The organism is Streptomyces sp. 378, from assembly GCF_030124145.1.
GTDB lineage: Bacteria > Actinomycetota > Actinomycetes > Streptomycetales > Streptomycetaceae > Streptomyces.
Genome location: NZ_JASKMS010000038.1, coordinates 29,555 through 51,129, shown reverse-complemented (window position 1 = coordinate 51,129; position 21,575 = coordinate 29,555). Strand labels below are relative to the sequence as shown.

General features: G+C 72.2%; 13 protein-coding genes. 12 read left to right on the top strand and 1 reads right to left on the bottom strand.

The window, feature by feature from the left end:
* Positions 1-470: 470 nt before the first annotated feature.
* The 4 genes from QNO09_RS34880 to QNO09_RS34865 all read left to right on the top strand — a co-directional run bounded on the left by QNO09_RS34880 (position 471) and on the right by QNO09_RS34865 (position 7,218).
* Complete coding sequence (locus QNO09_RS34880) at positions 471-1,226, top strand: type VII secretion system-associated protein (protein WP_283974257.1); 756 nt, start codon at positions 471-473, stop codon at positions 1,224-1,226.
* Entirely contained in the window at positions 1,223-2,515 is a 1,293-nt protein-coding gene (locus tag QNO09_RS34875) for a ricin-type beta-trefoil lectin domain protein (protein ID WP_283974240.1), read from the top strand. The genes QNO09_RS34880 and QNO09_RS34875 overlap by 4 nt, the downstream gene beginning before the upstream one ends.
* A 144-nt stretch (positions 2,516-2,659) precedes the next feature.
* Entirely contained in the window at positions 2,660-5,977 is a 3,318-nt protein-coding gene (locus QNO09_RS34870) for a right-handed parallel beta-helix repeat-containing protein (protein ID WP_283974239.1), read from the top strand.
* A complete protein-coding gene (locus QNO09_RS34865; RefSeq protein WP_283974238.1) occupies positions 5,974-7,218 on the top strand; it encodes a S8 family serine peptidase in 1,245 nt (414 codons plus the stop codon). Before QNO09_RS34870 ends, QNO09_RS34865 begins: the two co-directional genes overlap by 4 nt.
* Positions 7,219-7,307: 89 nt before the next feature.
* On the opposite strand, the gene eccCa is transcribed toward QNO09_RS34865, so the two are convergent.
* Complete coding sequence (gene eccCa / locus QNO09_RS34860) at positions 7,308-11,336, bottom strand: type VII secretion protein EccCa (RefSeq protein ID WP_283974237.1); 4,029 nt, start codon at positions 11,334-11,336, stop codon at positions 7,308-7,310.
* 453 nt (positions 11,337-11,789) lie between these two features.
* Between eccCa and eccD the strand changes: the two genes are divergently transcribed.
* The 8 genes from eccD (at position 11,790) to QNO09_RS34820 (ending at position 21,547) form a co-directional block, all read left to right on the top strand.
* The gene (gene eccD, locus QNO09_RS34855) at positions 11,790-13,190 is read left to right on the top strand and encodes a type VII secretion integral membrane protein EccD (RefSeq protein WP_283974236.1); all 1,401 of its coding nucleotides are present in this window, start codon (positions 11,790-11,792) and stop codon (positions 13,188-13,190) included.
* 44 nt (positions 13,191-13,234) lie between these two features.
* Positions 13,235-14,809: a type VII secretion protein EccB gene (eccB, locus tag QNO09_RS34850; protein WP_283974235.1), complete on the top strand. Its 1,575-nt coding sequence runs from the start codon at positions 13,235-13,237 to the stop codon at positions 14,807-14,809.
* A gap of 540 nt (positions 14,810-15,349) precedes the next feature.
* On the top strand, positions 15,350-15,685 hold the full coding sequence (locus tag QNO09_RS34845) for a hypothetical protein (RefSeq protein WP_283974234.1): 336 nt from the start codon (positions 15,350-15,352) through the stop codon (positions 15,683-15,685).
* Positions 15,686-15,773: 88 nt separating this feature from the next.
* The gene (locus QNO09_RS34840) at positions 15,774-16,082 is read left to right on the top strand and encodes a WXG100 family type VII secretion target (RefSeq protein WP_283974233.1); all 309 of its coding nucleotides are present in this window, start codon (positions 15,774-15,776) and stop codon (positions 16,080-16,082) included.
* A 130-nt stretch (positions 16,083-16,212) separates the two neighbouring features.
* Complete coding sequence (locus QNO09_RS34835) at positions 16,213-16,683, top strand: type VII secretion system-associated protein (RefSeq protein WP_283974232.1); 471 nt, start codon at positions 16,213-16,215, stop codon at positions 16,681-16,683.
* A gap of 112 nt (positions 16,684-16,795) precedes the next feature.
* On the top strand, positions 16,796-20,554 hold the full coding sequence (locus tag QNO09_RS34830; RefSeq protein ID WP_283974231.1) for an AAWKG family protein: 3,759 nt from the start codon (positions 16,796-16,798) through the stop codon (positions 20,552-20,554).
* A 160-nt stretch (positions 20,555-20,714) separates the two neighbouring features.
* Positions 20,715-21,167, top strand: a complete 453-nt coding sequence (locus QNO09_RS34825) for a YbaB/EbfC family nucleoid-associated protein (protein WP_283974230.1) — start codon at positions 20,715-20,717, stop codon at positions 21,165-21,167.
* A 2-nt stretch (positions 21,168-21,169) separates the two neighbouring features.
* Positions 21,170-21,547, top strand: coding sequence for a hypothetical protein (locus QNO09_RS34820; RefSeq protein ID WP_283974229.1), 378 nt, complete (start codon positions 21,170-21,172; stop codon positions 21,545-21,547).
* Positions 21,548-21,575 lie beyond the last annotated feature (28 nt).

The following is a 21,575-nucleotide window of genomic DNA, read 5'->3' as shown; positions in this document are numbered from 1 at the left end:
GAACACGGCGGCACCCGGCGGGCTTTCGGCGGGTGGTGCGCCAAGGTGAGCCTTCGGCTCCGGCCGGGTCGTCACGTTCCGCGGGACCCGGCCGGGTGGCGCTCGGAAGCCGGTCCGACGCCTTCCCGTTTCGCCCGGGTCCGCCGTAAGGCCAAGCCTGGACGTCCGGCCGGAAGGCACTGTACGTCCTGCTTCCGACGACTGGGCCAACTTAGCCCCTGTCGCGGCCGACGATCGCGTCGCCACCCCAACCGCCCCCGTCGCTTTGTCCGTCGACGCCTCGCTGCTCCCGGAACGTTCTCCACCCGGGCGGCAAACGGGCACGCCAGCGGCCCCAAACGGAGCCAACCCGGGCGCCCGTGAACCAAGTTCGTGTGGCATCCTGTTGGCCCCCGACTGATCAGTGTCGGCGTGTGCACATGCCGTTCGGCACCCCAAGTAGGCGTAGGCAATCAAGAGTTCAGGTGGAGATGTGGCCCGGAGATCGGCAAGAGGCCAGGCAAGGCGCCCTGCCCGTGTCATCTGACTCCTCCGGACCGGCCTCCGCCCCCGAGACATCCGACCCCGGCACCACCGAGGACGTCGGCATCCCCGAGATACCCGACGCCGTACGGACGGCGGCTCGGCAGGCGCCGGGCCACTGGATCGGCGTGGTGGACCCGGAGTGGGCCGGGGATCGGACACCGCCGGACTGGGCGGTGCTGGGGGAATGGCAGTCGGACGACGGCGGTGAGGTCACGGAGTTCCGCGCCAACCCGGCCTACCGCCCTTCGGCCCGGATGCTCGGCTGGCCCGAACCCACCGACCCTGTGGACGCCGCGGCGCAACGCGCCGCCACCGGTTACGCCTCGACGGATGCGGCGCTGGCGGCGCTCGCCGAGGCTGAGGTCACCGTGGTGCGCGGGCCGGACGGCGGTCCGCTCACCGCCGCCGGACGCGGCGGGGCGCCTGTGGTGCTGTTGTTCACCTCGGCGGCCCACGAGTTCATGTCCCCGGCACTTCACCACGACACCATTCCCGTGCGGGAGTTGGTCCGTTCGCTGAGCGGCCCCGGCACCCTGCTGATGGTCAACGCGGCAGCAGCGGCTCCCCTGCTCGTCCCGGCAGACAGCCTCCCCGGCCCCGAGACCGTGGACCGGACCACTGCCGAGACCGGGGACCCTGTCGCGGCCCGGAACGACGACTTATTCGAACCCTGGCCCCACACCACAGGGAGAACCCCGTGACGCGATCCGCCCAGCAACCCCCCACCTCCCCGGGGGCGCGCAGGGAATCCGGTGCCGAGGGCGAGACGACGCCCACCGCCGCGACCGCTCTCGCCGCCGTCTCCCCCGGGCCCGACGGCGAACCCGCCGAGTCGAAGACCGAAGCGGAGGCGGAAGCTCAGCCGGAGCCCCAGACGGAGAACCAGACGAAGACAGGTGCCGACTCCGGGACCGGCTCCCGGACCGGGACCGACTCCAGGGCCGAATCCGGCTCCTCCGGGACCGGTGAAGAGACGACCGAGGCCAGGAAGGCCGCGCAGGCCGAGCCCACCCAGCCCACCGGCGAAACCGGTCCCGAGGCCGGGGCGGTCACCGCTGCCCGGTCCGAGGGGGAGGCCGACCCCGGTGCCGCCACGGCGGCCAAGAGCCGACTGCCCGCGCTCGTACGGACCATGACCGAGACGGCCATCGACCGGCCCCGGCAGCAGGCCGGTCCGGTCGGGCGGCCCGGCAAGGCGGTGCTGGCCGGTGCGGCCGTCGCGGGCGCGCTGCTGGTGTCGGTGCCGTTCCTGGTGCTGGGCGGGAACGGAGACGGCGACGGCAGCAAGAAGTCGGTGGGCGCCGGAACCGTGCTCGGTGAGGACGGCCAGGAGGCGCCGGGCGAGTTCGTGGTGGCCTCACCCGACAGCAGCCCCAGCCCCTCCGACAAGACGGCCAAGGCCACTGCCGAGCCCGAGAAGCCGGTACGGCACTCCCCTGGGCCGGCCCCGGACCGGGGCAGGAGCGCGGACGCACCGAAGAAGGACGCCGACACCGAGGACCGGACGAAGGCGCCCGCGCCGGACCGGCAGGACGCGGGGACCGGCGGCGGCAAGTCGGCCGGCGGTAACGACCGCCCCGCCCATGCCGGTTCGGGAGTGACGCTCAGCTCCCCCGTGTCCTTCCACAGCCATCTCTCGGGCCGCTGCGTCGACGTTCCGGACGGCGACTTCAGCGACGGCAAGCGGTTGTGGGTCTGGGACTGCAACAACAGCCCCGCGCAGAAGTGGCAGTTCGCCTCGGACGGCACCGTGCGCATCGGGGGCAAGTGTCTGGACGTGGCAGGCGCGAACTACAACGACGGCACGCCGATCCAGATCGCCTGGTGCAGCGGCAACGCCGCCCAGAAGTTCACGCTGAACGGCAGCCACGACCTGGTCAACACCGTGGTCGGCAAGTGTGTCGACATCAGGGACAACAACCGGGGCAACGGGGCCGGACTGCAGCTGTGGACCTGCGCCGGCACCGACAACCAGAAGTGGAGCGTCTGACCGGACGCTTCCGGGCCGGGAGCACCGCTCCCGGCACCCGCCCGCCCAGGGGCGAGACATGAGGGCACCGTCGGCTCGCCGACACGCGCCCCCGGTCGAGCGGGGCGGACGCTGAAGACGACGCCGTAGCAAGGAGGTTGGTGCGTGTCGCGCCAGGTACTGACGGTCGGTCCGGGAGACCGGGACCGCTACCGGACGATCGGTGAGGCACTCTCGGCTGCCCGCACCGGCGCGCTCATCAGCGTCCGGCCGGGGACGTACGCGGAGAATCTGGTGATCCACACCCGGGTCACCCTCGCCGCCGCCGAGGGGCGGGGCACCGTGGAGATCAGGCCGCGTTCGGGCACCGTGCTCGCGCTGCGTGCCGACGCCGTGATGCTCTCCGAACTGACCCTGCGCGGCGGTGACGCCGAGCAGCCGGCCGTGGACGTGCGGCGCGGGCAGGCCGCGCTGGACGGCTGCGAGGTCGTCGGCGCCGCCTGGACCGCGATGCTGGCCGGGGGCACCGGCTCGCTCGCGCTGCGGGAGTGCCGGGTGAGCAACGCGCAGGGGGCGGGAGTCGTCGTCACCTCGACCACGCCCACCACTCTGGAGTCCTGCACCTTCGAGCACCTGGGCACCAGCGGGGTGGTTCTCGCCGAGCAGGGTGAGGCACGCATCCGCGGCTGCACCGTACGCGACGCCCGCGGCAACGGCCTGCTGGCCAACGGCGAGTCCCGCGGCACCGTCGAGGACTGTGACCTGTCCTCCACCGACAAGCCCTCCCTGGCGCTGGAGCAGAACAGTTCCCTGTCGGTGATCCGCACCGTGGTGCACGACACCAGTACCGGGCTGCACCTGAGCAGCGCGGGCCGTACGACGCTGGAGGACGTGCGCGTCACCGGGGCCTCCGGGAACGGGATCACGCTGGCCGCCGGCACCGACCCGGTGCTGCGCCGCTGCCGCGTCTCCCGCACCCGCGGGCACGCCGTGCTGGTCACCGACCGGGCCCGGGGCACCTTCGAGGACTGCTGGGTGGACGGCGCGCAGGGTGCGGCCCTGAGAGTCGCCGGGGCCGCCTCCCCGGCGCTCACCGGCTTCACGGTCCGCGACTGCGACCAGACCGGGCTGCTCCTGGAGGAGGACTCGGCGCCGGAACTGGACCGTCTCGAAGTGATCGGCGGCGCGCCGGCGGTCCTGGTGCGCGGCGGTGCCGACCCGCTGCTGCGCCGGGCCCGGCTGGTGGAGCCCTCCGGGGACGGCCTTACGGCCACCAAGGACGCCCGCGGGCGCGCCGAGGACTGCGAGGTCGTCCGGCCGAAGGGCGCCGGGGTGCGGGTGGCCTCCGGCAGCACCCTCTACCTGGCCGGTGGCGGGGTGTCCGACACCGCCACCAGTGGCCTGGTCGTCGAGGACGGCGGGAACGTCACCGTCCGCGACTTCCGCATCGAGATGTCCGGCGAGGAAGGGGTGGTGGTCGCCGCCGGCGGTGAGCTGACCGCCAACCGCACGGCGGTGCACGCCCCCCAGGGGCACGGCTTCCTGCTCCGCGAGGGCGCGCTGGCCTCGCTCAGCGGCTGCGAGGTCACCGGCGGCGCCCAGGACGGGTTCCGGGTGGAGTCCACCGCGCCCGTCTCGCTGGTCAACTGCCTGGCCCGGGAGAACGAGGGCGGCGGCCTGGTGCAGACCGCCCCCGGGGAACGGCTCGCCGTGGAGGGCCTGACCAGCACCGGCAACGGCAAGCGGGACGCCTGGGGCACCGGCAGCGCGGAGAACACCGACCCGGCCGGATCCGGCGCGGCGGACGCTCCCCCGACCGACCGTGCCGACGGCCCGCTGGGCGCCCTCAACGCGCTGATCGGCCTGGAGAACGTCAAGCAGCAGGTGCGCACCCTGGTGAACCTGACGCAGCTCGCCCAGCGGCGTGAGCAGCTCGGCATGGCGGCTCCGCCGATGAGCCGCCACCTCGTATTCGCCGGGCCGCCCGGCACCGGCAAGACCACCGTGGCGCGCCTGTACGGGTCGATCCTGGCCGAGCTGGGGTCGCTGCGCAGCGGGCACCTGGTGGAGGTCTCCCGCGCGGACCTGGTCGCCCAGGTCGTCGGCGGGACCGCCATCAAGACCACCGAGACCTTCCAACGGGCCCTCGGCGGCGTGCTGTTCATCGACGAGGCGTACACGCTGACCTCGGACAGCGGCAACGGCGGCGCCGACTTCGGCCGCGAGGCCGTGGACACCCTGCTGAAGCTGATGGAGGACCACCGCGACGACGTGGTGGTGGTCGCCGCCGGTTATTCCCGCGAGATGGAGTCCTTCCTGAGCTCCAACCCGGGTCTGGCCTCGCGGTTCTCCCGCACGGTGCAGTTCGAGAACTACTCGGTGCCCGAACTGGTCGCGATCATGGAGAACATGTGCGCCCAGCACCAGTACGAGCTGGGTGAGGGCACCGCGGAGGCGCTGGCCGCGCACTTCGAGGCGATGCCCCGGGACGCCGGTTTCGGCAACGGCCGTGCCGCGCGCGGGGTGTTCGAGGAGATGGTGGACCGCCAGGCGGTCCGGCTCGCCTCCCTGCCGCAGGTCGGCGAGCACGACCTGCGGCTGCTGCTGCCGGAGGACGTCTCCGCCACCGCCGGCGCGAAGGCCGGCGAGACCACCGCTGCCGAGGACGACCCGCTGACGCGTCTCGGCGACATGGTGGGTCTGGCCGAGGTGAAGCGCGACGTCGCGGACCTCGTCAACCTGATCACGACGGCCCGCCATCGCGCGGCCGCCGGACTGCCGGTTCCCTCGCTCAGCCACCATCTGGTGTTCACCGGCCCGCCCGGCACCGGCAAGACCACCGTCGCCCGGCTCTACGGGGAGATCCTGTCGCAGCTCGGCATCCTGGAACGGGGCCAGCTGGTCGAGGCGGCCCGCGCCGACCTGGTGGGCCGCTACATCGGGCACACCGCACAACTGACCCGTGAGGTCTTCGAACGGGCCAGGGGCGGCGTGCTGTTCATCGACGAGGCCTACACCCTCACCCCGCGCGAGGGCGGGGCCGACTTCGGCCAGGAAGCGGTGGACACCCTGCTGAAGCTGATGGAGGACCACCGCGACGAGGTGGTCGTCATCGTCGCCGGCTACACCGACGAGATGGAACGCTTCCTCGCCTCCAACCCCGGCCTGTCCTCGCGCTTCCCGCGCCGGATCGCCTTCGCCGACTACTCCTCCGAGGAACTGGTCACCATCGTGCGCACCCAGGCCGCGAGCATGGGCTACGAGTGCGGTCCGGGCACCGGGCCGCTGCTCAAGGAGTACTTCGACACGCTGCCCCGGGACCGCTCCTTCGGCAACGCCCGGCTGGCCCGCCAGGTGGTCGAGTCGATGGTCACCCGGCAGGCCGGACGGCTCAGCTCGCTGGCCGCGCCCACTCTGGACGACCTGCGCATCCTCCTGCCCGAGGACGTCACGGCGGCGGCTTCGAAGGCGGCACCCCGATGAAGTCGCCCGTGCGCGGGACCGCCCGTCTGCTGTCCGGAGCCGGTCTCACCGCCGCCCTGCTGCTGCCCCTGGCCGGCCCGGCGCACGCCGTACCGCCGTCCTTCCTGCCCGCGGCCGACGGGAAGGGCCAGCGACTGCCCGGGATGCCCTCCCAGCTCGACCCGGACGCCGAGCAGGCGGCCTGCACCCCCGCCTCCGGCGAGCGGGCGAAGAAGCAGGACTGGTCGCGGCAACGACTGGACCTGGACCGGCTGCGCCGGCACGGCACCGGCGCGGGCGTGACGGTCGCCCTGATCGACACCGGGGTGGTCGCCGACGCCGCCGGACTCGACGGCCGCGTCACCGCCCGGGGCGCGGCCGGTGCCGACTGCGTGGGGCACGGCACCTTCCTGGCCGGGCTGATCGCCGGAACCGGCGGGGACGCACCGGGCCTGGCCGGCGTCGCCCCGGCTGCGAAGGTCCTGGCCCTGCGGGGGACCGACGAACGCGGTCGGGCGGACGCGGGCCTGGTCGCGGCCGCGGTGCGCGAGGCGACCCGGGCCGATGCCGGGGTGATCGCGGTCGCGGTGGCCCTGCCCCGCCGCGACGCCGAGCTGACCCGCGCGGTGGCCGACGCCCGCCGCACGGGCGCGGTGGTGCTCGCGGCCGCCACGCCGGACCCGCCGTCCCGGGGCACGGGCGACGACATCCCGGCCCGCACCTACTGGCCGGCCGGTGAACCCGGTGTCCTGTCGGTCGCCGACATGCTGCCCGACGGGGCCCGCCCCGAGGGCGCGCTGCGCACCGGGGGCATCGACCTGGCCGCCCCCGGTGCCGGTGTGGTCTCGGGCGGTCCGCGCGGCGACGGTCACTATCTCGGCGGCGGCGCCTCGGTGGCCACCGCCTACGCCGCCGGCACCGCGGCGGTCGTGCGCGCCACGCACCCCGACGCCTCCCCCGCCGCCGTCACCCGCCGTCTGACCGCCACCGCCTACCCCGCCGACCTCCCCCAACTGGATCCGTACGCCGCCGTCACGGCTGTCCTCGGCGACTCCCCGCGGTCTTCACGCGGCGACAGCGGCGCGCGTCCCGTGGCCCTGCGCGACACCTCCGCCGCCGATCGCGCCTCCGACCGTGCCGCGCTCTTCGTCCTCCTGGGCGGCGCCGCCGTGCTCGGCGTCCTGTGGGCGGTGTTCGCCCTCCCGCGTGCCCGGGCGCGCGGCTGGCGGGCGGCGGGTCCGGGGGAGGCGGGCCGTCGGTGAGCCGGTCACGAGGGCGCTGAAACCCCCGAGCGGGGGCCACCTGTGGTGGCCCCCGCTGTCCGTGTGTGATCCCGATGTGCGGGGCCGTCTCAGGCCTGCTGCCCCTCGGTCCCCTCCACCAGCGCCGTCTGCATCAGCCGTTCGCGGCGGCGGGCGATGTGCAGGGCCCGGCCCGGGGGGAGGTTGCGCGGCTTGGCGTTGCCGAACAGCCGGCCCTCGGTGGGCGGGCAGGACAGCAGGACGGCCGGGTTGTTGGCCTCGTCCAGGCGGCGCAGCAGGCCATCGCTCAGACCGCGGCCGGCTCCCATGGCGCTGCGGGCGACGACCAGGTGCAGGCCCATCTCGAAGCCGAGGGTGAGGTGTTCGAAGAGCGGCTCGAAGGGACTCTGGAAGGAGTTGCCGGAGACCATGTCGTAGTCGTCGACGAGGATGAACAGGCGCGGGCCGGTCCACCAGTCGCACTGGCGCATCCGCGCCGGGGCGATGTCGGCGCCGGGGATGCGGGTCTTCATGGCGCGGGCGGCGCCCTCGACGGTCTCCTTGAGGTTGTCCAGGGAGATCACGTGCCCGATGCGGTACTCCTCGGGGACGGTGTCCACCAGGGTGCGCCGGTAGTCCACCACGATGATCTTCGCCTCGTTGGGGGCGTAGCGGGCGGTGATGCCCTCGGTGACGCGGCGCAGCAGGTTGGTCTTTCCGCTCTCGGTGTCACCGACCACGATCAGGTGCGGGGTGCGGCTGAAGTCGTGCCAGACCGGCTCCAGGGCGTCCTGGTCGATGCCGAGCGGCAGGCGCATGCCGCCGCCCTCGGTGGCCTCGGGCGCGGGCAGTTCCGCCAGCGGCAGCCGGTGGGGCAGCATCCGGATCTGCGGGGCGGACGCGCCGGACCAGTGCCGCGAGACCTCGGCGACGAGGTGGGAGACGCCGTCGCCGAGGTCGTCGAGGGAGCCGCTGCCGTCGAGGCGGGGCAGGCCGGCCAGGAAGTGCATCTTGGTGTCCGCGGTGATGCCGCGACCGCCGCTGCGCGGCACCGAGCGGGCCTTGCGGGTGTCGACCTCGGAGTCCATCGGGTCGCCCATCCGCAGTTCGAGGCGGGTGGCGGCCTGGTCGCGGACCTGGGCGGACAGCTCCACCCAGCGGGTGGTGGTGATGAGCAGGTGGATGCCGTAGTTGAGGCCGCGGGCGGCGAGTTCGTTGAACTTGGGGATCAGGTCGTCGTAGTCCTGACGGACCGTGGACCAGCCGTCGACCACCATGAAGACGTCGCCGAAGGGCTCGTCGGGGAACTCCCCGGCGGCCCGGCGGCGCCGGTAGGACTGCATCGAGTCGAGGGTGTGGTCGACGAAGAACTGCTCGCGGCGGGCGAGCAGCGTCATCACCTCGGCGACGGCCCGGTGCACCCGCTCCGGGTTGAGCCGCGCCGCGACACCGCCGACGTGCGGCAGACCGGCGAGCTGGGAGAGGCCGCCGCCGCCGAAGTCGAGGCAGTAGAACTGGATCTCGGCCGGGGTGTGGGTGAGGGCGAGGGCGCTGATCAGGGTGCGGGCGAGGGTGGACTTGCCGCTCTGCGAGCCGCCGGCGACGGCGACGTGGCCGCCGGCCCCGGACAGGTCCACGATCAGCGGGTCGCGGCGCTGCTCGAAGGGCTTGTCGACCAGGCCGACGGGGACGCGCAGCCTGCCGGTGCCGGGCCAGCCGGTGGCGGTGAGGCCGCGCTCGGGGTCGGGGGCGATGCCGGGCAGCAGGGCGTCCAGCGGGGAGGGCCAGTCCAGCGGCGGCAGCCACACCTGGTGGGCGGCGGGGCCGGAGTCGCGCAGCCGGTCCAGGGCCACGTCGAGGAGGGTCTCCTCGTCGCCGGTCTCCTTGGTCTCCGGCTCGGGTTCGGGTGCCGGCTCAAGGGTGCGGGGCACGACCCAGCCGCTGGTCCAGGGCACGACCTGGCTGGCCACCCGGGCCTGCACCACCGCTCCGGTGCGTCGGCGGTAGGTGCCGGAGGAGTAGGCGGCGCGGAAACGGGTCAGTGCCTCGACGCCGGACTTCAGGTAGCCGCTGCCGGGCTGGGCGGGAAGCTGGTAGGCGTCCGGGACCCCGAGCACGCCGCGGCTCTCCATGGCGGAGAAGGTACGCAGGCCGATGCGGTACGACAGGTGGCTCTCCAGCTGGTGCATGCGGCCTTCGTCCAGGCGCTGCGAGGCGAGCAGCAGGTGCACTCCGAGGGAGCGGCCGAGGCGGCCGATCATGACGAACAGGTCCATGAACTCACGGTGTGCGGAGAGCAGTTCGCTGAACTCGTCGACCACGACGAACAGGCTGGGCAGCGGGGTCAGGTCGGTTCCGGCGGCGCGGGCGCGTTCGTACTCAAGGGCGGAGGTGTAGTTGCCGGCGGAGCGCAGGAGCTCCTGGCGGCGCATGAGTTCACCGTGCAGGGCGTCCTGCATGCGTTCGACGAGGGCGACTTCGTCGGCGAGGTTGGTGATGACGGCGGAGGTGTGCGGGAGTTCCTCCAGGCCGAGGAAGGTCGCGCCGCCCTTGAAGTCGACGAGGACGAAGTTGAGCGTCTCGGAGGAGTTGGTCAGGGCCAGGCCGAGGACGAGGGTGCGCAGCAGCTCGCTCTTGCCGGAGCCGGTGGCGCCGATGAGCATGCCGTGCGGGCCCATGCCGCCCTGCGCGGACTCCTTGATGTCGAGCTCCACCGGGCGGCCGTCCACGCCGACCGCGACGGGCACCCGGAGCCGGGCGGAGCCGGTGTGCCGGGCGAAGAGGGTCTGCGGGTCGTGCCGGTGCAGGTCGCTGATGCCGAGCAGGGTGGTCAGTTCGACGTCGGTGTCCAGGGGCTGCGCGATGTCGGTGCCGAGGCTGATGCGGCGTGCGGTGAGCAGCCGGGCCAGTGACTGAGCGCCGAGCGGGCCGAGCCGGTCGGGGCGGCCGAGCGGCACCGACCGTTCCTTGCGGCTGCGGTCGGTGCGCACCAGGTTCACGCGGTCCGGTCCGACGGTCATCCGCAGCGTGTTGCGGCCGGGCCGCCAGCGCAGCGCGCCGGAGACGTCGAGGACCACCGCGTTGCGGTAGCCGTGCCCCTCCCATCGGTGTCCCTCGGGGACGGTGACGCCGTCCAGGACGACGACGGTGTAGGGCTCGTCGCGGCCGGGGCGGGCGTCCGGGTCGAAGCCGGGCCGTTCGGCGAACTCGGCGCCGAGCAGGTCGTCCAGCTCGGTGAGGTCGGCGGTGATGCGGCGGACCTGGCCGGCGCCGTCCTCCTCGTGCGGGTGCAGGGCGTGCGGCAGCCACTTGGCCCACTCCCAGTCGGGGCGGCGTTCGTCGCTGACGCAGACGGCGAGCCACAGCTCCTCGGGGGCGTGGAAGACCGCGAGCTGGCCGAGCGCGGCCCGTACCAGGGACCGTACGGCCTCGCCGCCCGCGTCCCCGGCCGGGGTGTGGCCGCTCCGGGTGCCGGCGGCGTGGGCCGTCGCGCCCGGCTCGGCCGACGCCTCGCCGGAGGCTTCTTCGGGGCGCAGCAGGATCCGGGCCGAGGAGCGCAGGTAGAGGCCGAGGGGCTGCTCCGGGATGGTGGAGTAGGCGCGGATGAAGCGGCGCAGGGCGTGTGCGCAGAGCGGTTCGAGGTCTTCCACGGGGCGGGTGGAGACGGGTTGCAGGGTGAGCGCGAGCTGCTGCTCACCGACCGCGAGCCGCACCTCGCCGAAGTCCTCGTCGGTGGGGCGGCGTTCCCACAGTCGGGAGGTGCGGGCCAGGGAGCGCAGCGAGGCGGGTTCCGGGTGTCGCCAGGCGAACGCCCGCTGCTGTTCCACGATGGTGGCCCGGACCCGCTTGCGGATCTGTGCCAGGTAGCGGAGGTAGTCGCGGCGTTCACCTCTGAGGCGTTGCTTGCGCTCGCTGGAGCGGCGCATCAGCTGGCCCAGCAGCATGGCACCGGCGGAGAGCGCCATGACGCCCATCGCCAGGTAGATGAAGACGCCGTTGCCGCCGCCGGGGCGCAGGAACATCAGCATCATCGACACCGACATCAGCGCCATCGGCAAATAAGTCCATATCGCCGAGGTGTCCGGAACCGTCTCGGACAGCACCGGTGGTTCCTGGAGGGTCAATTGCCCTTCGGGCATCTCCGGTCCGCGCCTGCGGGCAGGCCGGCGAAACAGCACCACGCTCAAGGGACAGAACCTCCGGGTTCGCTGGGCTTTCCGGCCCGCACCGAATACCGCTACGGGCGGTAGCGGGAAAGTTCCACACCGTACGGACTCGTACGGTTCCCGGGGAACGGCGCAATCGGGGTGCGTTTCCGGGCGGGGAGAGGGGCGGGCGACTCCCGTGCCGATCGGCTCCGTACCGGGCGCAGGTCCGGTCCGCAGCACAATCCGGCGGGCGTCGGCAGTAGTCTGCATTCACCGAACGCGACCTGTCCACGCGAGAGGGGCGGTTACCGGACCTGCGGGCCCAATTCCCGTGCCCTGGCCCCCCGTTCTTGGCCGCATATGGCTTACGTACTCTTCACCCGTTCCCCTTTCCCGGGGGACGTCTGCCTGCCAAGCCCCCCATGGAAGACGAGAGTTCAGCTGATGACCGACAGTGCGGTGGCCGAACTGTGCCGCCTGACCGTACGCGCGCCGAGCGTCTCCGTCGATCTGGCGGTGCCCGCCGACGTGCCGGTCGCCGACCTGCTGCCCACGCTCCTGCGCTATGTCGGCGAGGAGGCCGAGGAGGCCGGTCTCGACCACGCCGGCTGGGTGCTCCAGCGCCTCGGTGACGCCCCGCTCGACGAGGAGACCACGCTCGCACGCTCCGGACTCACCGACGGCGACGTGCTGTACCTGCGCCCGCACACCGAGGCGCTGCCCGAGGCACGCCTCGACGACCTCGTGGACGGGATAGCCGACACCGCCGGCCGTCGGCTGCACAACTGGCACCCGGGGGCGGCGCGCGGCCTGCTGGTGGGTACCGCGGTGGCCACCGTGGTGACCGCCCTGCTGCTGGTGTTCTGGCCCGGGGTGAGCCCGTCGGTGCGGCCCGCCTACGCGGGTGTGACGGGGTTGCTGCTGCTGGCGGGCGCGGGCACGGCCAGCCGCGCGGTCGGCGACCGGCTCTCGGCCCGTGCGCTCGGCCTGCTCGTCGCGCCCTGCCTGGCACTGGCCGGCTGGGTGCTGCCCGGCGGCGACCTGACCGGCCCGGACGCCGCGCGGGTCGTCGGGGCGCGGCTGCTCGCGGCGGGCGCCGCCGGGGCGGGCGGGGCCGTGCTCGCGCTGGCCGCCACCGCGGTCGGCGCCCCGGCGCTGGTGGCCACCGCCGTGGTCGCGGTGGCCACCGCGGTATCGGGGGCCCTGATCGGCTACAGCGGCCTGGACGTGCCGGCGACGGTGGCGCTGGTGGCGACGGTGGTCGCGCTCGGCGCCGGAGCGGTGGCGCCCTTCGCCTTCAAGCTGGCCGGGATGCGGATGCCCGCGCTGCCGTCGTCCGCGGGCCAGCTCCAGGAGGGCATCGAGCCCTACGCGGGCAGTGAGGTCGCCGAGCGCACCGAGCTGGCCGGGCGCTGGGTCACCGCGCTGTTCGCCGCCACCGGGGTGGTCTCCGCGGCCGCCCTGGTCGTCCTCGCCGAGCACCCGAACCTGCCCGAGGTGTTGACCGCCCTCGCGTTGAGTCTGCTGCTGCTCCTGCACGGCCGCGGCCTGGTGCACATCGCCCAGCGGCTGGCCCTCGCGGTGCCCGGGGTGTGGGGTCTGCTGCTGCTGGCCCGTGCCTGGGCGGTCGACAGCGGCAGCGACGGACGCACGGTGGTCCCGGCGGTCCTGCTGGCCGCCGCCGCCACCCTGGTGGTGGCCGCCTGGGTGGTACCCGGCCGCCGGGTGCTGCCGTACTGGGGCCGGGCGGCGGAGCTGGCCCACACCGGCCTGGCGGTGGCGTTGCTGCCGCTGAGCCTGTGGGTGGCGGGCCTGTTCGGCTGGCTGCGCGGCCTGTTCGGCTGAGACCTCCGAACGCCGTTTCATCGAGTACGAGTTGAGGAGAGGCTGTGCAGTCCAAACGCGACCAGGTGCAGGCCCACGCATTCATGATGGGCAGGCTCAGCTCGGGCCTGCTGACGGCCGACCCGGACGCCCCGGAGAGCCCGCTCGGACGCACGACCCGCGGCGTGGTCTTCGGCGTGCTGTTCACCGTCCTGATCGGCGCGGGCGCCACCGTCTACGGCCTGCTGCGCCCCGGCGGCAACGACGGCTGGCGCGACGGTGAGCACCTGGTGATCAACCGCGACACCGGTGCCCGCTACCTGTGGACGGGCACCGACGGTGTGCTGCACCCGGTGCGCAACTACGCCTCCGCGCGCCTCATCGGCGGCTCCGACCTGGAGACGAGCGACGTGGGCACCGCATCGCTCAGGGACACCCCGGTGGGCGCCCCGGTCGGCATCCCCGGCGCCCCCGACACCGTGCCCGAGGCCGGTCAGCTCGACGACGAGGCCTGGCACATGTGCGTCACCGGCCCGCAGGGGGCGCTGCCCAGCACCTCCGCGGCCGCGACGGACACCGGGGTGAACAAGCCGGGCGCCACCACGGTCGTCGCCGGGGCGCCCGTGAACTCCCGCGGCATGGACGCCGACGGAGCGGTGCTGGTGCGCGGCCCGGACGGCACCGAGTACCTGGTGTGGCGGGGCAGCAGGCTGCCGCTGGACCGCGCCTCCGACGCCCGCAACGCCCTCGGCTACGGCTCGGAGCGGCCGATGCCGGTCTCCGCGGCCTTCCTGGACGCACTGGCTCCCGGTCCTGCCCTGAGCCCGCCCGAAGTGCAGGGGCGCGGCGAGGAGGGTCCCGCACTCGGCGGCGAGGCGAGCCGCGTCGGCCAGGTGTTCAAGGTGAGCGTCCCCGGCGGCGGGAGCACGTACCACCTGCTCCGGAGAGACGGCCTGGTGCCGCTGACCCGGCTCGGCGCCGCCCTGGTGCTGGGTGATCCGGCCACCCAGGAGGACGCCTACCAGGGGAAGTCGCCGCAGGTGCGCACGGTCGGCGCGGACACCCTGCGCGAGCACCGCGCGAAGGACGCGGCCCCGGCCGGGTCCGCCGCGTTGCCGGACGCGCCGCCCGCGCCGCGGTCGGCACCGCGGGGCAGCGCGCTGTGCGCGAAGGTGGACGGTGACGACGGCGGCGTGCGGATCAGCTCGGTGCTGGTCCCCTTGGCCCGACTCGGCCCCGTGACAGTGCCGGAGGGCACCGACCAGCCGCTGAAGCCCGCCTGCGCGCCACCGGACGCGACAGTCGTACGGCCCGGGCACGGAGCGCTGGTCCGGGCGCTGCACGCCAGCGGCGCCGCCCACGCGGGCACCACCTACCTGGTGGCGGACAACGGTGTGAAGTACCGGCTGCCCTCCAAGGACGCCCTGTCGGCGCTCGGGTACGGGACCGGGGACGTCGACTCGGTACCGGCACCGCTGCTCGCCGCCTTCCCGACCGGGGCGGATCTGGATCCGGCGGCGGCCTCGGGCGCCGCGCGGACCAGGGTCACCGCCCCCGAGTGCGGCACCGCACAGCAGTCGGGGAAGCGCGCGGCGGACAGCGAGCCGGACAAGGCCGACACAGTCATCACAGCCGAGTGATTCGGACAAGGAACACGTACGCACCGAACGAAAAGGAATGGGGCGACAGCGGGGGCGAATTCCAGCCGAATTGAGCTTCGGTGGCGTGTACTGGGCACGGTCCGGCGCGGAGTCCGGCCGCGGGAAATCAACCTCGGCCGGACCCCTGCCCGCCGATAGCCGTCGGAGGAATGCCCGAGCTCGAGAAGGAACCTCAAGAAAAGCTCAGAGAATACCGACGGGCGGCCCCACGGAATCACCGCGGGCGACGCGGACATTTCGGAAACGAACCGTCGCGGTGACCGTTTGCCGCCTCCGCGTGCCCGTTTCACGCCCGTATCACGCTGCCCGGCGGAATGGCCGCCGTCTCCTTGTCGACCGGAGAGGACTTTGCCTTCATCCCGGTGAAACCGTCCCGCAACTCCACTGGTATGTAAGGTTCTTGGGCAAGCGGACCGAAGCTCAAAATCGACCCCGCTCGCGTTGCGCGGAACGCGGGGTCCTCTTTAGCCTCAGCGAGCCACATGGCGATCAGACTGGCTCGAACGAAGGGAGCGCGACATGGCGGACAGTGCCGCGAGGAAAGCGGATTACGCCAAGGGCTTGGGGGGCGTCTCGTCCCTGGAGTCGGCCCGGACCCAGGTCGAGAAGATCCAGAACAACGTGGCCGAGCTGGCCTCGCGTTCGGGCGTCGGTGGCGACGAGGGCCAGGCCCTGCTGAAGCTGTTCCGCAGCTGGAACTCCGAGGCGCAGAAGGTCGTCGTCCAGATCAGCAAGATGATCGACGCGCTCCAGGAGAACGTGACCTCCGCCGACCGTCTGGCGAAGGAGAACCAGGACCTGACCGAGGTCCTCAACAGCAAGACCACCCAGGGCGTCTTCCAAGCGCTGCTCTGACATCCCCACCGGCGTCGGCCCTCCCGGACGAGGCCGGACCCCGTGAGCTTCCCGGGCCGTGGCGCCCGGCCACCCGAGAGGAGACGTCATGGCCGACGGCATCATCGACGTGCAGTACCCCCTGGTTCAGCGGGCCATCGAGGACCTGAGGGACCAGACCCAGCAGATCATCAACACCCTCAACAACCTGGAGGACGAGCTGAAGCCGCTCGTCAGCTCCTGGGAGGGTTCCGACCAGCAGATGTACATCCAGGTCCAGGCGGAGTGGGACCAGGCCACCAAGAACATGGCCCTGCTGCTCGGCGACAGCGGTGACCTGATCCAGAGCATCCACGACAACCACTCCCGTGACGAGCGCAGGAGCGCCGACAACTGGGGCAACGTCCGGGCCCGTTAGCACCGGTGCCGCAGCCCGTCAGCCCCGGGCCGGCCACCCATCGGTACGGCCGTCCGCGCCCCGGGCACAGGCCGGCCGTACCGGTGCCGCTCACCACCCCGTCCGGTACCCAGCCCCAGGAGGACGTCCCATGGCCGGTGAGAAGGCCGACGTCAAGCATTTCGACCTCAAGCAGATGGAGAACTTCCGGGACAACGAGGTGCAGCCGGTGTACACCGCCGCCAAGAAGCACCGCGAGGAAGGCGACGGCTCCCACATCCGCCCGCTCGGCCGGCTCATCGACGGGCACACCACCCCGGACAACCTGGACCAGAACCAGCAGCTCCTGCGCATCGGCAAGATGGTCACCGAGCCGCTGGTCTCGGGGCCGAAGCTGATCGAGGACATCCGCGCGGCGGCCGAGTCGATCGACAAGCTGCTCGGCGACCAGATGGAGCTCTTCAAGGAGCTCAAAGAGGCCCTCAGCGACACCATCGACGAGGCCGACAAGACCAAGGACAAGAACCTCGGCGCGATCGACGCGCAGACGCTGCTCATGACCTTCGAAGAAGTCGACTCCCTCACCGCCGGCGGCTCCGGCGGGACGAACGACGACACCTGACAGCGCGCCGCGCGTGCCGGTCCGGTCCGGGTACCGCACGCCCGGACGCACCCCGGTATGAGGACGCCGTGCGCCGGCACGGATGACAGGCACCGACCAGAAAGGGCGCCCGGTGGCCGATCGGTACGACCCCAACTCCGTCGCGAACATCGACAAGTTCGACGACGCCAGCGACCCCTCGTCCGACACCTGGGCCACCCTGGTCACCCACATCACCGGCTACCCGGTCCCCGACCGCGGCACGATCTTCGACACCCTGCGCTCCGACCACGGCGGCAAGCTCTTCCGGATGGACATCAAGGACCGCAGCCTCAGCCTGCTCGTCAAGGACTCCGGCTTCCTGACGAACACCGGCGAGGACTACGACATCTGGTTCTTCGACCGGGGCAAGAAGACACAGATCAAGCAGGCCCGGATCGTCTTCGAGGGCCGGGTGAAGGTCGGCGACGAGATCCACTTCGCCGGCCCCGGCTCCGACAACGTGCACGACGCCCAGGTCCGTGAGGGCAACGAGTTCACGGACTACAACAAGGACAAGATGAGCACGATCCCGCTCGCCCGGTACATGAACGGGCCACGGGCGGCGCTCCTCGCCCTGCTCGGCGGCAGCACCCAGGACGCCCGCTTCAGCAACCTGGGTGTGGGCGGCGGCGATGTGGTCGACCTCAACTCCTTCGACACCACCGGTGAGTCCTTCGACTACGCGGCCAAATTCTTCAAGGACCACGCGGTGGTGCTGAAGGACTGGGAGGACCGCTTCGGCCGGGACGACGCGAGCTGGAAGGGCGAGGCCGCCGAGGTCTTCCGCAGCCTGCTGAAGAAGATCCGCGAGAACTACGACAACTACGTCGAGACCTTCGACTCCACCGCCGGGTCCGGCAGTGAGACCGGCACCGGCGGCACGGTCTACTCCCGCGCCCTGTCCCTGGGCCGCACCTACCTGGAGAACGCCGCCGACACCCTTCTCAAGGCGTGGCTGGACTGGGCCAAGTCGCCCTACTACGACCCGCACCAGGTGCTGCGCTACGTCCTGGACGACCTCGCCCAGTGGGTGGACGCGAACAACGTCGCCAAGACCGACATCAAGGTCTCGTACTCGCGCTACAGCAGCTCCACCTACCACTCCCCCCAGGCCGGCTTCCTCCAGGAGCACCCGGAGTACGGCGACCTCACCGACATCGCCAACTGGGCGAAGGTCGGTGACAAGGCGGTCAAGATCTGGAGCCAGGGCGTCGACGAGTACCTGGGCAAGCCCGCCGCCCAGGTGCAGTCGAGCCTCAACAACCACTTCCTCGACCTGGGCAAGGACTTCTCGGAGAACCTGCCCGAGCCGAAGTCGACCACCACGGCCGCGGACGACTACGAGAAGAGGAAGCTGGAGGAGGAGAAGAAGGAGATCGACCGGCAGAACGAGGAGAACCTCAAGTACCAGGACGAACTGCGCAAGGAGCAGGAGAAGCAGCGCGAGGAGGACAAGAAGTACCAGGAGGAGCTACGCAACGAGCAGAAGGAGCAGCGCGAAGAGGACAAGAAATACCAGGACGAACTCCGCGCCGAACAGCAACGCGAGCAGGAAGAGGCCAAGCGGTACCAGGAGGAGCTGCGCAACGAGCAGAAGGAGCAGCGCGAAGAGGACAAGAAATACCAGGACGAACTCCGCGCCGAACAGCAACGCGAGCAGGAAGAGGCCAAGCGGTACCAGGAGGAGCTGCGCAACGAGCAGAAGGAGCAGCGCGAAGAGGACAAGAAATACCAGGACGAACTCCGCGCCGAACAGCAACGCGAGCAGGAGGAGGCCAAGCGCGAGGCGGAGGAGCAGCGCAAGGCCATGGAGGAGAGCCTGGGCGGCCTCAACGATCCCGACGCGCTCGATCCGGACGCGCTCAAGGAACAGAACCTCGGCAACCTCGACGCGTTGCTGAACCAGAACATCCCGGTCACCGAAAGCCTCGGCAATCTGAACGGTACGGGCGGCGGCGATCAGGGTCCGGCCGGTGACGTTCCCCCGGTCACCGCGAACCTGGGCAACCTCGGCACGCTGAACAACGGTCCCGGCGGGACGAGCGACGACGCGGCCCACCATGCGGTCACCCAGAACCTCGGCAGTCTCGGCGGGCTGAACAACGGCCCGGGCGCCGGGCTGCGCACCCCGACCGGGGGCGCCACCCAACTCGACGACGGCAAGCTCACCACCGGTTTCCCGGACGGCAGCAGCACCTCTTTCGACCCGGACACCGGGGTGCTCACCACCACCCACCCGGACGGCTCCGTCACCACCGCCGACCTGGGCAACGGCACCGAGGTGACCAACCCCGACGGCTCGGTCACGTCCCTGGGCGACGACGGCAGGCTGACGACCACGTTCCCCGACGGCACCACCCAGACCGTCGACCCCACCACCGGCCAGGCGACCACCACCCACCCGGACGGCACCAGCACCACGACGGATCTGGGCAGCCTCGATGGCATCAACAGCGGCGACGGGGTGCTCGACACCCCCACCGGAGGCAGTACGCAACTCACCGGCGGCGGCGAGCTCACCACGGACTTCCCCGAAGGGGGACGCACCTCCTTCGACCCGGACACCGGGGTGCTCACCACCACCCACCCGGACGGCTCCGTCACCACCGCCGACCTGGGCAACGGCACCGAGGTGACCAACCCCGACGGCTCCACGACCACCCTGGGCGACGGCGGCGAGCTGACCACGACCTTCCCCGACGGCACCACCCAGACCGTCGACCCCACCACCGGCCAGGCGACCACCACTCGCCCGGACGGCACGACCATCACGGAGAACCTCGGCAACCTGGGGAACCTCAACGCCCAGAACCAGCTCGGCAACCTGGGCGACCTCGGGGACATCACCCCCGACGTGACGACCGAGTCGATCGGCGACTTCGGCGACCTCGGCGGTCTCAACACCGACCGGTCCGGACTGGAGACGCCGACCGGCGGGCACACCTCGCTCGACGACGGCGACTTCACCACCACGTTCCGGGACGGCAGCGAGAGCGTCTTCGACCCCGACGACGGGATGCTCACCACCACCCGCCCGGACGGCTCCACCACGACCACCGACCTCACCCACGGGGCGAAGGTCACCAACCCGGACGGCTCCACCACCGTCCTGGACAACGGCATGCTGACGACGACCTTCCCGGACGGCAGCACCCAGGTCATCGACCCGGACACGGGCATCGCCAAGGTCACCGACCCGCAGGGCCGCACCGAGACGGTCGATCTGCGCGACCTGAACTCGCCCACGACGTCCGGCCGTTCCGACGTCCTCGACGGTCTGGGCGACCTGAACGGGATCGGCGGAGGAAACTCCACCACCTCCCGCGACGTACCGCTGTCCGAACTGGGACTCGGTGGCGGCAACGGAGCCACCACGACCGCCGCGATGCCCGGTGGCGGTCTCTCCCCGGGCGGCTCGTTCTCCACCGACGGCTCGGGCGTCGCCCCGCTCGCGGAGAGCGCGGCCCCATCACTCGGTCCCTCCGCCCTGGCCGGCGCCCCCGGCGCCCCCGGCATGCCCGGCAGCCCCGGCATGCCCATGGGCGGCGGTATGGGCGGCACGGGCGCGGGCGGAGAACGCGGCAACGGCGAGCGCGTACGCGCCGTCCTCGTCGACGCGGCCGAGGAGAGCGAGCGGCGCAACCGCCGGCGGCGCAGCCCGTGGAACCGTCAGGAGGACGACGACACCTTCCTCGCCCCGGCCTCCCGGGTGACGACCACCGGCGGCGAGTCCCCCGAGGAGGAGACGGAACCGGGCCGCAGGCCCACCAGTTCCGCCGACTACCTGGAGGAGGACGCGGATGTGTGGGGCACCGACGAGGGCGGCGCACCGGCCGTCATCGGCCGGTGACCGGCGCGCATCGCGCACGCCGTGGAACCCCCGGATTTCGCTCCGGGGCCGCCACCATGCAAGATCAGCAAGGCAGTTGACGGGTCCGGAAGAGCCGGACCGGGTGACGGGCCGGACCTCCGGCCACACGGACAGACCTACGGAGAGGGGAGGGGCGAGCGTGACGGAACCGCTGGAGAAGCGCCTGGAAAAGGCGATGGCCGAGCTCCAGGCCGCCCAGGAGGCGGTGGCACGGACCGAACGCGAGCTGCGGCAGGCGTCGTTCGCGGTGCTCTCCTCCGACCGCGCGGTCAGGGCGACCGCGGGCCCGCAGGGTGAACTGACCGGGATCGAGTTCTTGGACGGCAAGTACCGAGACATGTCGCCGCAGGAGCTGGCCGCCAGCGTCCTGGAAGCGGCCGGCGCGGCACGCGTGAAGATGAACCGGCACGTGATGAAGGCGATGGCCCCCTTCACCGAGCCCAGCAGCAACGTGCCGGAACTGAAGGGCTTCGAGCTCGACTGGGAACGGATCTTCGGCCCCGAGGTGCTGCGCGACGACGAGGACCCGGCACGCGCCGACGAGCAGGCCCCTGCCTGGCGGGACGCGCTCGACGAGGACGGGGAGGACTGACGATGGGACAGCGCTACCACGTCGACCCGCACCGCATCGAGGCCCTGGCCGGGCAGCTGGAGGAGATCGGCTCCCTCGCCAGGAGCATGACCGAGGAGTTCCTCGACGAGCTGGCGCCCACGGTCAGCTGGCCCGGCACCGAAGGGGAGTTCGCCGACAAGGCCAGGCCGCAGGAGCAGAAGGAGCGGCAGACCACCAAGGACACGATGATGTCCATCCGTGACGCCCTGGTGGGCATCACCGACGCCACGCTCAGCCAGGTCCGGATGATGAAGGACACCCGCGACCGCAACATCGAGGGCATCGAGCAGCGCAACAGCCGGATCGAGACCGACGGACTGAACGGCGACGGAGGCCCGGGCGGGCATGGCCGCCGCTGACCCGAGCACCACCGCCTGCCGCTCCCGC